General features: G+C 67.5%; 10 protein-coding genes and 1 pseudogene. 2 read left to right on the top strand and 9 right to left on the bottom strand.

The genetic code is table 11. From position 1 onward, the window contains the following. Positions 1 to 85: 85 nt before the first annotated feature. Positions 86 to 853, bottom strand: coding sequence for a molybdopterin-binding domain-containing protein (locus tag C1877_RS06680; protein ID WP_147274523.1), 768 nt, complete (start codon positions 851 to 853; stop codon positions 86 to 88). A 244-nt stretch (positions 854 to 1,097) separates the two neighbouring features. On the opposite strand from C1877_RS06680, the gene C1877_RS06675 reads away from it, so the two are divergent. Continuing rightward, positions 1,098 to 2,606, top strand: coding sequence for a response regulator transcription factor (locus tag C1877_RS06675; protein WP_114568744.1), 1,509 nt, complete (start codon positions 1,098 to 1,100; stop codon positions 2,604 to 2,606). Between the two features lie 240 nt (positions 2,607 to 2,846). Next, complete coding sequence (locus tag C1877_RS06670) at positions 2,847 to 4,694, top strand: APC family permease (protein ID WP_015540428.1); 1,848 nt, start codon at positions 2,847 to 2,849, stop codon at positions 4,692 to 4,694. Between the two features lie 139 nt (positions 4,695 to 4,833). Here the strand turns inward: C1877_RS06670 and C1877_RS06665 are convergent, their stop codons facing one another. The 8 genes and pseudogenes from C1877_RS06665 to C1877_RS06630 all read right to left on the bottom strand — a co-directional run bounded on the left by C1877_RS06665 (position 4,834) and on the right by C1877_RS06630 (position 12,512). Continuing rightward, complete coding sequence (locus C1877_RS06665; protein WP_114568743.1) at positions 4,834 to 6,126, bottom strand: dihydroorotase; 1,293 nt, start codon at positions 6,124 to 6,126, stop codon at positions 4,834 to 4,836. After that, a complete protein-coding gene (locus C1877_RS06660; RefSeq protein ID WP_015540427.1) occupies positions 6,110 to 7,054 on the bottom strand; it encodes an aspartate carbamoyltransferase catalytic subunit in 945 nt (314 codons plus the stop codon). The genes C1877_RS06665 and C1877_RS06660 overlap by 17 nt, the downstream gene beginning before the upstream one ends. Before the next feature lie 3 nt (positions 7,055 to 7,057). Beyond that, positions 7,058 to 7,645, bottom strand: a complete 588-nt coding sequence (pyrR, locus tag C1877_RS06655) for a bifunctional pyr operon transcriptional regulator/uracil phosphoribosyltransferase PyrR (protein WP_015540426.1) — start codon at positions 7,643 to 7,645, stop codon at positions 7,058 to 7,060. 346 nt (positions 7,646 to 7,991) lie between these two features. After that, a complete protein-coding gene (locus C1877_RS06650) occupies positions 7,992 to 8,693 on the bottom strand; it encodes a hypothetical protein (protein ID WP_114568742.1) in 702 nt (233 codons plus the stop codon). A 169-nt stretch (positions 8,694 to 8,862) separates the two neighbouring features. After that, on the bottom strand, positions 8,863 to 9,651 hold the full coding sequence (locus C1877_RS06645; protein ID WP_114568741.1) for a class B sortase: 789 nt from the start codon (positions 9,649 to 9,651) through the stop codon (positions 8,863 to 8,865). Positions 9,652 to 9,858: 207 nt separating this feature from the next. Beyond that, positions 9,859 to 11,016: a GGDEF domain-containing phosphodiesterase gene (locus tag C1877_RS06640; RefSeq protein ID WP_114568740.1), complete on the bottom strand. Its 1,158-nt coding sequence runs from the start codon at positions 11,014 to 11,016 to the stop codon at positions 9,859 to 9,861. A gap of 139 nt (positions 11,017 to 11,155) precedes the next feature. Further along, positions 11,156 to 11,422 (bottom strand): annotated as a pseudogene (locus tag C1877_RS16025) (PAS domain-containing protein); the annotation flags it as partial. A 265-nt stretch (positions 11,423 to 11,687) separates the two neighbouring features. Next, positions 11,688 to 12,512, bottom strand: a complete 825-nt coding sequence (locus C1877_RS06630; RefSeq protein WP_114568739.1) for a hypothetical protein — start codon at positions 12,510 to 12,512, stop codon at positions 11,688 to 11,690. Between the last annotated feature and the right edge of the window lie 44 nt (positions 12,513 to 12,556).

Raw genomic sequence — 12,556 nt, 5'->3', positions numbered from 1 at the left:
AGATTGCGTACTCGGCCTCCTCCGGCTCGGGGGTGAGGCCGTTCTTACCTGCTTGTGCCAGCGAACTCGCTGAGTTGGCGACCGCTCAACTGCTGGCGTGCCCGTAGGCGTTGATCGTGCCGAACGTCGAGGCGAAGCGGCTGCTGAAGTTGCCGCGGCCGTCCGAGCGGCTGCCCAGCATGACCAGCTGGTTGGACACGGGGCCGAGGCCCGGCTCGTCGGGGTTCATCGGCGTCTTCGTGTCATGGAGCTCCTTGAAGCCCATGACCTCGCGGTCCTCGCCGATCTCGGCGAACAGCTTGCCGCCTTCCGTGACCTCCTTGATGAGCTGGTCCCAGCCGATGGCCTTCCACTTGCCCTCGCCGCGCTTGCCGGCGCGCTTGAGCGGCACGGTGATGCGGTCGGGCTGGGTGTAGCCGTCCAACGTGCCGTTGCCGCGGCCGCACACGGTGCCGCGCAGCTGGTTGCCCTTGCCGTTGGCGTAGCTCAAGGACTGGTACGCCTCGGTGAGGGGCGCCTCGAAGTCCAGGAACGGGTACGCATCGGCCGGGTTGTAGGGGTTGCCGCCCACGCCCAGCACGCTGCCCGTCTCGCGGTCGAGCTTCACGCGGTTGCCGCACGAGCAGTAGCACCCCACGCAGCCGGAATAGCGCACGACCACGTCCTCGTTGACGGTCACGTCGCCGGTCTTCGGGTCGACGCTCGCCTCGACGGGCTTGCCCTTGGCCGGTGCCGGGAACGCCGACTCGGCCGCAACGGCCGCGCGCGGCTGGCTGCCGAGCGCGGCCGACAGCGCGCCCAGGGCGCCCATCGCGCCGACGAACGTGCGCCGGTCGATGTCCATAGATCCCATACTCTCCTCCTCCTTATGCCAGAGAACGAACACAACAGCTTTCAAGCCTAGGCGCCGGGCCGGCGCACTTCATCACCTTATCGAGGCGTTTTGGCTGGACAATCCCGCCTAAACCCCTCACCTGATCCAGGTGATGTTTCCGTTTTGCCTGCTTGGACTCTAGTTGGGTGGAGTAGGGCCCGCAGGTTGCGCGCGGATCGCAGGCACGCCTGTACTATAATCAGCCGCTGGGAGGTGAGGGCGTTTGAGAGAGTACTATCGGCGGAACCTTCCGCTGTACCGGCGCGAGACCATCGGCTTCGCGCTCTTCTTGGGCTGGGTGTTCTGCACGCTGTTCGGCTGCGGGCTGGCCACGCACGACGCCGCCATCGACGGTACGCTGACGAACTACAACCTGGAGCGCATCTGGATGGTGAGCGGCCTGTTCGAGGGCCTTGGCGGGCTGGGCGGCATCGTGGCGGCGCGCCTGGTGCCCGACCCTGCGGCGCTCGTGCGCCGGCGCGGCTTCGGGGCCGCCGCGCTCGCCTGCGCCGTGGCGGGCAACATGCTCACCTGGCTCGCCTGGACCGACCGGTTCGGCACCGTCTGGGCGTTCCATGTGCCGGGCGGCGCCCTCACGGGCATCGCCGTGGCGCTGTTCGCCATGCTGTGGAGCGACCGTCTGGGCTCCTACGACGAGGCCCACGTCGAGTTCGCCATACCCCTGTCGTTCACGGTGGCCTTCGCGCTCTACTTCGTGCTGCTGCTCACGAAGCGGGGCTCCATCCCCTTCCTCGTGCTGCTGCTCGCCATGATAGCGTTGTCGTTCTGGCTCGCCTGCCGACGCCGCGGCGAGGGGCGCCCTCCGGCCCCGGCAGCCCGCCCGCGGCCGCGCGCGCACCGCGGGCTGCTCTCGTTCGGCGTGCTCGCATGCGTGTCGTGGGTGCAGGTGGCGTTCTTCCGCGTGGTGGCCACGCCGGAGATCATGGGCGACCGCATCGCCCACTTCCTCATACCGTTCACGTGCGCCTGCGTGCTGTCGCTCGTCATGCTGGCACTGTGCCTGCGGCTGTCGCGCTACCTGAACATCTCGCTCGCCTACCGTTGGATCCTGCCGCTGTTCATGCTGAGCTACGTGCCCATCTTCATCGACTACGGCAACCCCACCCTGCGCCTTGCAGCCTACGCCATCAACTTCCTGGGGATGTTCGGCGTGCAGTTCGGCTGCTGGCTGGGCGCTTGCAAGTACCTGCGGCGCACCGGCTCCCCGGCGCTCACCGTGTTCGGCGTGTACGCGCTCGGCGAGGGGCTCGGCATCTTCCTCGGCTGCCTCGCAGGGCTCTACGCCGTGCTCTCGCTGGACGAGAAGGGGCTCATGGTGCTGTCGTCGGTGCTGCTCACGGCCGTGGCGTTCGCCATCATGGTCACGGGCTTCAACCCGCAGTGGGTGTTCAACCGCACCCGCAGCCGCGGCGAGGACGGCGCGGCGGGCGCGACGGGCGCAGACGGTGCGGGGCCCAACCTGGATGCCCTGTTCGAGCAGGAGGCCCGCGCGCTCCAGGCGTCCTTCGACCTGACAAGCCGCGAGACGGACGTGGCGGCGCTGCTCCTGGCCGGGCGCAGCCGCCCCTACATCCGCGACGAGCTCACCGTGTCCATCAACACGGTGAGCTCGCACGTGCGCAGCATCTTCTCCAAGTGCGGCGTGCACTCGCAGCAGGAGCTCATCGACCTCGCGCGCAAGGGCTCCGGGGCGGGCGGCGAGGAGGCGTAGAATGCCGTTCTGGGTTGAGCGCCTTGGCCTTTGCACCCGGAACACTTGTCGGACCCTTCGCCCGACAAGGGAAAATTGCGATTAAAAGACCGTAGACTTGGTTTTCAGTGCGTCAACCGCTTTTCTCTTGACCTTCCGAATAAGGAGGAGTAAACCCTTCATTGATTCCGATATGGGAGCATCCGCTCTTGATTCGACATCGCCAGCGCCGAGTTGAGAAGCCTTTCAACAGGGACGAAGATGAACGCTAACGCGCTGAAGTACCGCCTGATAGGCAAGCCGCTACGAAGCTCCGAGCTCCAGGCCCAGAGATACGGAGTTTTATGGGGTCTGCCCGTCTTGTCAAGCGATGCCATCTCCTCTGTCGCCTACGCCACCGAGGAAATTCTTCTTGTGCTCGTGCCCGTGCTGGGCATGGCGGCCTATACACCCATGCTCGGTGTGGCAGGGGTTATCATCGGGCTCCTGTTCATGCTCATACTCTGCTACCGACAGGTCATCGACGCCTACCCGCAAGGGGGAGGCGCCTACAGCGTTGCCCGGGAGAACCTCGGGCGCATCCCCTCCCTTATTGCCGCATCGGGGCTGATCATAGGCTACATGCTGACCATCGCCGTAAGCTCGTGCTCAGGGGCCGCCGCCATAGTCTCGGCCATCCCGCAGGTCGAACCCCTCAGGGTGCCCCTGATCGTCCTGTTTATCTTGCTTCTCACCGTGGGGAACCTGCGGGGATTGCGCGAATCGTCCAAAGCGTTCGGCCTGCCGACCTACTTCTTCGTGGCGTCGATGCTCGCGATGATCGCCATTGGCGCGGTCAAGGCCGCGCTCGGCCAGGTCGAGCCCGCCGAGCAGGCAGCCCAGCTCTCTCAAACAACCGGAGATCTAACCCTCTTCTTGTTCCTGCACGCCTTCTCATCAGGATGCTCCGCACTGACCGGCGTGGAAGCCATCAGCAACAGCGTGCCGAACTTCTCCGACCCCTCGCGCCGCAACGCAAAGGTGACCCTCGTCGCGCTCGGCCTGATAGTCCTGTGCATTTTCGGGGGCTCGTGCGCCCTCGCGATGCTCTACCACGCCGCGCCTGCCGACAACCTGACCGTGATAGCCCAGATTGCAGCGGGGGTATTTGGCAGCGACAGTATTGGCTTCTATCTTATCCAAACAACCACCGCGCTCATCCTCCTGCTTGCCGCCAACACCGCCTATAACGGATTGCCCCAGCTCATGTCACTCTTGGCACAGGATAGCTTCCTCCCCAAGCGCTTCGCGGACAAAGGATCCCGCCTCGTTTACTCACACGGCATCGTGTTCGCCTCGACGTTCGCCATCGTGCTCGTTGTCGCCTTCAACGGCGACACCCACCTGCTCATACCCCTGTACGCAGCAGGCGTTTTCCTCTCGTTCACCCTTGCGCAAGGAGGCATGGTAATTCACTGGCGACGCAAGCGCTGTAGATCGTGGATGCGCAAGGCGCTCATCAACGGTGCAGGCGCCGCGGTAACTGCCCTCGTATTCGCGATCATCGTGTCATCGAACTTCTTGGCCGGCGCCTGGATATCCTTGCTTGCTATAGGCTGCGCTGCGTGGGCAATGAACGCAATCTTCCACCACTATCAAAACGTGAAGAAAGCGCTCGGCCTCAACGACAACGAAAGAGCTAAGCGGTTGCTCTTAGCCGAGGCTCCGAAGGCACGCATCATCATACCCGCCTACGCCATCAACAAGCCGTTCATAAAGACCCTCAACTACGCGCGCGGGCTGAGCGACAACATCGAGGTCTACCATGTAAAAGTGAGCGCCCAGGCTACAAGGCGGTTCAAAGCCGACTATCAGAAACTGGAGATCTCCATTCCCCTGGTTATAGAGAAGGCACCCTACCGTAACGTGAACGAAGTGCTCCTCGACCACATCGACGAGAAGTTGGGCGAGCTGGAAAAACACGAGACCCTTACCATCGTGATACCCCAGCTCGTGACGAAAATATGGCAGATGCCCCTGCACAACCAGACGACGCTCATGCTTGAATCAGCCCTGGTAGGACGCCGAAATGTCGCCATGGTCACCATTCCCTACCTGATAGACAGCTAACCGAACCGCCCATCCCCAACCGGCACCCAATCCGCGAGAAGCACCTGGTGCGAAACCATAATGAAGCGGGGAGTTGGGCGATCGCCCAACTCCCCGCTCGCAGTGCAGACAGGCAGCGCATAGTTGCGCGCGCACGCGCCTACTCGACGATGGCGCCGTCCTCGAGGGTGGCGTAGCCGGCCACGTAGACGTCGGTGGCGCGGCCGGTGAGCTCGGCGCCGATGAAGCCCGAGTTCGTCGCCTTCGAGAGGAAGCCGTCGGCCTCCACCGTCCAGGCAGCCTCCGGGTCGACGACCGTGAGGTCGGCCACGGCGCCCGGTTCGAGAGCCACGCGCTCGACGCGCAGGATGGCGCGCGGGCGCACGGCCATGAGCTCCACGGCGCGCTCCCAGGTGATCTTGCCGGGCGCCACCAGGTTGGTGATGACGAGCGCGAGCGCCGTCTCCAAGCCGGTCATGCCGAAGGGCGCCAGCTCGAACTCGCAGTTCTTCTCGTACTCGGTGTGCGGCGCATGGTCGGTGACGATGGCGTCCACCGTGCCGTCCACGACGCCCTCGATAAGCGCGGCGGCGTCCTCGGCCGTGCGCAGCGGCGGGTTCACCTTGAGGAAGGTGTTGTAGTCGTCGCCGATGGCGTCCTCGGTGAGGAACAGGTGGTGCGGCGTGACCTCGCAGGTGACGGGCAGGCCCTCGGCCTTCGCGGCGCGCACGAGCTCCAGGCCGCGCGCGGTGGAGAGGTGCTGGACGTGCAGCGGGCAGCCGGTGAGGCGGCAGATGGCGATGTCGCGGGCGATCTGGATCTCCTCGCCCTCGGCCGGCCAGCCGAGCATCCCCAGGCGCGTGGATGCGACGCCCTCGTTCACCTGGCCGGCGCCCACGAGGTCCTCGTCCTGGCAGTGGCTCATCACCACGCGGTCGAACTGGGCGGCGTAGTCCATGACGCGGCGCATCATGCCCGCGCCCTGCACGCCGCGGCCGTCGTCGGTGAAGGCGACGGCGCCGTGGGCCACCATGTCGCCCATCTCGGAGAGGGTCTCGCCCGCCAGGCCCTGCGAGCAGGAGCCGGCCACGTGCACGCGGCACTTGCCGACCGCCGCCGCGCGGGACTTCACGTACTCCACCCCGACGGCGCTGTCGATGATGGGCTTCGTGTTGGGCATGCAGCACACCGCCGTGAAGCCGCCGTGGGCCGCGGCGCGCGTGCCGGAGGCGATGTCTTCCTTCTGCTCGTAGCCGGGCTCGCGCAGGTGCACGTGCATGTCCACGAGGCCGGGCACGACGATCTTGCCCGCCAGGTCGCGCTCGACGCCCTTCTCCATGGTCAGGTTCTGGCCGATCTCGACGATCTTCCCGTCGCGCACGAGGATGTCGGCCGTTTCGTTCAGACCGACCTGCGGGTCGATCACGTGGGCGTTCTTAAGCAGTAAGGCCATCTTCGCTCCCTCCCAAAAGAAGATACATTTCCGCCATGCGCGTGAGGATGCCGGCGTAGACTTGATCGAGAATGACCGAGCGCTTCGGGTGGTCGGCCATGTAGCTGTCGAGCTCCACGCCGCGGTTGATGGGACCGGGGTGGCAGATGAGGGCGTCGGGCTTCATGAGGGGCTCGCGCTCCTTCGTGAGGCCGTAGAGCATATTGTACTCGCGCAAGCTCGGGTACGGCGCGCCCTCGAGGCGCTCGCGCTGGATGCGCAGCATGTACACCACGTCGAGCTCGGGCAGCGCCTCGTCGAGCTTCGTGGTCACGTGGTCCGCGCCGAGGACGTCGGGGCGCGCCGGCAGGAGCGTGGGCGGTGCGATGACCGTGACCTCGCAGCCCATGATCTTGAGCGCGGGGATGAGCGAGCCGCACACGCGGGAGTGGCCGATGTCGCCCACGACGCCCACCTTGAGGCCCGCGAGGTCGCCCTTGACCTCCCAGATGGAGTACAGGTCGAGCAGCGCCTGCGTGGGGTGCTGGTGCTTGCCGTCGCCCGCGTCGATGACGTGCGCGCCGGAGACGTCGGCGATCTTGCGCGGCACGCCGGCGTGCTTGTCGCGGACGATGATCATGTCGATCTTGTAGGCGCAGAGCGTCTCCACCGTGTCCACCAGGCTCTCGCCCTTCACCGTGGAGGTGGAGCTGCCGCCGAAGTTCAGGCTGTTGGCGGAGAGGCGCTTCTCGGCGATCTCGAACGAGGAGCGCGTGCGCGTGGACGGCTCGTTGAACATGTTGACCACGGTGACGCCCTTCAAGGTGGGCACCTGCTTGATGCGGCGCTCGTTGACCTCCTTGAAGCGGACGGCGGTCTCCAGGACGGTCATGATGTCGTCGGCGGAGTACTCCGTGATATCGATCAGGTGCTTGTGGTTGAAGGCCATGCCCTATTCACCTCCCAGCGGCGCCGAGCCCGCGCGGGAACCCGGTGCGATTTCCAGAATCTCGACCTCGGACTTGCCGTCCGTCTCCTCCAGGAAGAGGCGCACGTTCTCGCCGGAGGCCGACGGCACGTTCTTGCCCACGAAGTCGGCGCGGATGGGCAGCTCGCGGTGCCCGCGGTCCACCAGCACGGCCAGCTGCACCGTCCGGGGGCGGCCGATGTCCATGAGCGCGTCGAGCGCGGCGCGGATGGTGCGGCCGGTGTACAGCACGTCGTCCACGAGCACGACGTCCTTGCCGTCGAGGTCGAAGAAGATGTCGGTGGAGTGCACCTCGGGGGCGAAGTGCGTCGCGAAGTCGTCGCGGTAGAAGCTGATGTCGAGCTTGCCGAGCGGCACCTTCGTGCCCTCGATGGCCTCGATCTTCTCGGCCAGGCGCTTGGCGAGCAGATCGCCCCGCGTCACGATGCCGACGAGCGCAATGTTGCCCGCGCCCTTGTTCGCCTCGAGGATCTGATGCGCTATGCGCGTCAACGACCGCTCGATCTCGTCCGCATCCATGCAGACGGTCTTGACCGTGCCTGTTTCGGTCATGCACCCACCCCTTCCGTTCGGGATGGTACAGGCGACCCTGTCCCGCCTTGCCGGCTCGCGCCTTCGCGCTCCCCCGCCTCGCGGGCGTCCGTCGCCGGGCATGAAAAAAGCCTCCGCGACAGACAAAGGCTCACATCGTGCGCGCGCTCTTGTTCAGGTGAGCGCTTGCTGGGTGTTACCTTGTCGGTCTCTCTGTACCGCTTTTAAAGGACTGGGGGCAGTATAGGCGGTTTGAAACAGTTTGGTAACCCCTTTTATGCAGAAATCGGGAAAAGGGTGCCTCTTTCCCGAAAGAACGGCGCAGCCGCCTGCATGGTGCAGGCGGCTGCGATCGCTTGGCTGCGCGCTACGCGTCAAGCTTCCTGCGCAGGGCGACGGCGACGCCGCCTGCAGCGGCCAGCAGCAAAACGGAGCCCGCGGCGACGGCCCCGGTGGCAAGGCCGGTCTTGGGCGACTTCGCGCCCGTGTCGATGCCGGAGGCGGCATCCGGGGCCGGCTCGTCGAAGCCGCCCTCGGAAGGCACGATCGCCACGAGGAAGTCGGCGTTGTAGGTATTGTCGCCCGTCTGGTCGCCCAGGTTGAAGATCTCGGACGTGAAGTTGAAGGGCGCATCCTTGGAGGGCCTCGTCACCTCGAACGTCTTGGCGACGCCCGCGGTGCTGCTGTCCGGCTTCACGTGCACCTCGATCTTGGCGCAATCGGCGAACTCGCCCGAGGGGGTAACGGCGAAAGCGATCTTCTTGGTCGCCTGCTTGGCTACGACCCGGTACGTGTCCTGCTCGCTTAGCGAATCGTCGATCGATTCGGTGACCCAGGCGATGCCGAAGTCCGACGCAGTCGTCTCGCCGTGCAGCTCGGACCTGTTCGCGGAGGCGCTCATCTGCCGAGGCTCGATCGGCTTGTCCGCCGTCCCCGCGACCGGGGCAGCGCCCCCGTCGCCACCGGTCGCACCCGGCGCCGCGGTCGGCGTCTCGTCGGCCCATGCGAGCACGGGCAGGGCGGCCGTCAGCATCGCGGCGCACAGGAGCGCCGCCAGTCTCTTCTTCATGATGATAACCTCTCTCGTCGTCGCGCCCCCGCAAAAGAGCGCTCGGGCAAACCACAGCACTCCCATGCTGCGGCACGCCCGCGCCCGGCGCAACCCGCTGGGCGAAAGAGGGCTCCTCCCCTGCGAAACCGGATGCGGCGCCGCAGCCGCTCGCGGCGCCTTGCGGCGGCTACGCCGTGGGGCGATCCTCCACGAGCACGCCGGTCACGAGGTAGCGCACCGGATCGCTCGTGAGGGCCGAGCGGCAGGTGCTCAGCTGCACGAGGCGGCTGTCCGCGTGCAGCACGACGCCGTCGCGCACGTTCGCCTGCGGGTCGTCGGGAGCCAGCACCGAGGCGAAGTAGGCCTCGCGCACCGCGGGGTCCGCGAAGTCGAACGAGTTCAGGATATGGCGGTCGTCGTACTCGTAGGCCGCCACCACCTGGTACACGAGGATGTGCCCCGGCGTGTACAGGTAGAACTCCCCATTCTCGGCGAAGAACGACGGGTCCTCGAAGCGGTGCAGCGTGGCGAACATGCCGTCGTCCACGATGTTATGCCCATAGAGCACCGTGACGGGATCGGAGAAGTCGAGGGCGTTCGCCGTCTGGGAGAACACCGTGCCCTCCACGGCATAGTCGCCGCGCCGGTCGTGGTCCAGGTAGAAGAAGTCGTCCCCGGTGCGCTGGGCCACCGGCAGGTTGACGTTCGTGTTCGGCACGTAGATCCACGCGTACAGGTCGGGGTTCTCCGCCTGGAGGGCGGCGAAGTCGATGGGGTTCTGCGGCTCGGCCTCCTTGGCCTCCACCGTGGGCTCGACGGCGGGCAGCGGCGTCTGGGCGACCTCCGCCACGGCGCGGTCTATCTGCCGCTGCTGCCACACCAGGAAGCCGAAGCCGCACGCCGCCGCCCCCAGCAGCACGACGAGCAAGACGGCCAGGACAACGGCGGCCCGTGGCCGCGCCGGACGCTTCTCCACCGAACATCCTCCCACTCGGCACGCCGCGAACAGGCGCGCATCGGACGCAATCCGACCTATCCTAGACGTCGACGGCCGCCGCCGTCAACGAGCGGGGCGAAACCGGGGCGCTGCGCAGCGAAAGGGGCGGGGAGGCTCGGCCCGGCAAGGGCGCGTGGGGAGGACGGAAGAACCGACGGGCCGCGCGGCCGGGGCGCGGCCGGCAGCTCAGTCCCCGAAGGCCAGCAGGTGCTCCAAGTCGAGCGGGCGGGCGTAGTGGAAGCCCTGGTGGCTCGCCACGGGAAGGCCGGCGATGAACTCCACGATGCCGGCGTCCTCCACCCCCTCGATGCACACCTCGATGCCCAGCCGCCCGGCGAAGCTCACCACGGCGTCGACGATGGCCTGGTCGGCCACGCTCTCCCGGATGTTCGACACGAAGGAGCGGTCGATCTTCAGCAGGTCGATGGGAAGGTTGCGCACCAGGTTCAGCGATGCCGCGCCCGTGCCGAAGTCGTCGAGCGCCACCTTGATGCCCCGGGCGCGGAAGAACGCCATCTCGGCCATGAGCGTGTCGCGGTCGATCGCGCGGCAGCGCTCGGTGAGCTCGATGCACAGGTTCTCCGGCGGGAAGCCCGTCCTGCCCAGCGCGCCCACCACCGCATCGCGGAAGCCGGTGCGCCCGATCTGCGTGTGCGACACGTTCACGTTGAGCCGCAGGCCGGGATGCCGGCGCACCATGCGCACGCCGTCCTCGAGCGCCCGCCCCATGATCCAGTTGCCCAAATCGTAGAAGCACGGGTCCTGCTCGAGCCACGGCACGAAGCGCCCGGGCAGCACCTCGCCGTAGGGCTCGCCGCTCCAGCGCAGAAGCGCCTCGGCGCCCACGAGGCTGCCGTCGCGGGCGTCCACGATGGGCTGGTAGCGCAGCGAGAACCCCGCGAAGCCCCTCGCCACGCTCGTGCGCACGGCGTCGAGCAGCTGCAGGTTGCGCCGGCTGTCGCCCTCGTCCTCGTTGTCGAAGAACACGAGCTCGCCGTGGCGCACGCGCTTCGACTGCGCCACGGCGCACACGACGCACGAGCGGACGGCGTGCTCGTCGCCGCTGAAGTTGCGCACCACCACCGCGCCGCCCGACACGCCCAGCGGCACGAAGGCGCCGTCCACGGAGAGGTCGGCGCGGGCGATCTCCTGCACGCGCGCATAGAGCTCGGCCGCCTGCGCCTCGTCGGCCTCGGGCACGACGAGCGCGAACTTCGTCCCGTCCATGCGGTAGGCCATGCCGCGGCCGCGCACCTCGTCGGCCAAGCGCTCGCCGAAGGCGCGCAGCAGGCGGTTGCCGAACGGGTAGCCGTGTATCTGGTTGACGTTGCCGAACTCGTTCACCCCCCACGAGCAGCACGAGCTGGCGACGCCTAAGCCGCATGGACGCCCTCAGGGCGCGGAGGAACTCGTAGCCGTTGTAGAGTCCCGTGACCGGGTCGATGCTCTCCACGATGCCGTGGTTCGTGATCATGCCGGCGAACAGGTCCGGCTCGCCGCCCTCCCCCTTCAGCACCACTCCGCGGCAGCTGCAGGTGACGTAGTCGCCGTGACGGTCGCGGGCACGGTACAGGAGGTCATGGCGCAGCTTGCGGCCCGCGAACACGGCCTCGATGTCGGCCACGTAGAGGGGGCGGTCGTCGGGGTGGATGTGCTGCTCCCAGACGGCGCCGGCGGCGTGCAGGTACTCGCCCGGCAGCCCGAAGCGCTCCACCGCGTTGCGCGACCAGCGCGAAACGTCGGTCTGCATGTTGCACAGGTAGAAGTACTCGCGATCGGATGTGCGCGCGAAGGCCTCGAAGGCCCGGTCGTTCAACCCCGTCTTGTCGAGCTCCATTGCAGACGCCCTTTCGCCCTGCCCCGTCTCGTTCGACGATTCGATGCCCCCAGTTTAGCACACCGGCCCCCGCCCCGTGCGCGCGGCGCGACGGGGCGGGGGCGGCGGGGCGGCGGGAGGAGCGGGGGCCACCGGGACAGGGGAGGCTATCCGGGCATGTGCGGCGTGCGGGCGCCCGTCACTCCCCCAGCTCCGCGAGGCGGGCGCGGGCGGCGGGCACGGCGGGCAGGCGCTCGCCGTGCCCGACGACGAACCGCAGGCATTCCCGCTCGCGCGCCCCGTCGCCCTGGCGGCGGCAGGCGGCCGCCTCGTCGGCCGCGGCCAGCACGCGCATGCGCAGCGGGTAGCCGTCGGTCTCCCGCACGTGCGCGAGCTTCGAGGCCAGCAGGCCGTCGTCGCCGGACAGGCGGGCCTCCAGCACGCCGCGCTCCCAGGCAAGGAACTTGCGCCGCTGGACGGCCTCGGCAGACGCGTCGCCTTCCAGCAGCCGCTCGGCCTCCTCCACGGCCCCGAGCGCCGGGCGCTCGCCCAGCAGCCTCTGCACGACCGGCTCCATGTTCACGAGCAGCGCCGCGCGCTCGCCTTCGCCCTCGGCCTGCGCGGCGCTCGCGCTCAAGCCCTCGCCGATGCGCGCCGCCTCCTCGACCTGGCCGCCATCGGCCAGCGCCAGCGCGTAGAACGACAGGAACCACGAGCCCGCCTCCGTATACGGCTCCCCGATGGCGCGGGCGGGCGCGGCGGCCTGCGCGCGGAAGGCGTCCGGGTCGCATCCGTCGTTGTAGAGCGAGACGAGCTGCTCGGCCTTGCGGTCGGCCAGCTGCCCCATGAGGCGCGGCATGACGTACAGGCACGCGAAGAACAACATGAGCGACGAGAACAGCCCCGGCAGCGTCTTGACCACGTTGCCGCCCATCACCACGGAGAAGGCGGCGAGCGACGCCGCGGGTATCAGCACCGACAGCGCGTAGGCGGCCCAGACGTACTTCTTGAAATAGCGCAGCATGGCTCTCCTCGGTTCGCAGGTTAGGAGCCAGTATAGCGGAACCG

Source organism: Gordonibacter pamelaeae (assembly GCF_003340385.1).
GTDB lineage: Bacteria > Actinomycetota > Coriobacteriia > Coriobacteriales > Eggerthellaceae > Gordonibacter > Gordonibacter pamelaeae.
The sequence above is the reverse complement of the archived record's forward strand: the minus strand, read 5'-3'. Positions and strand labels throughout refer to the sequence as shown.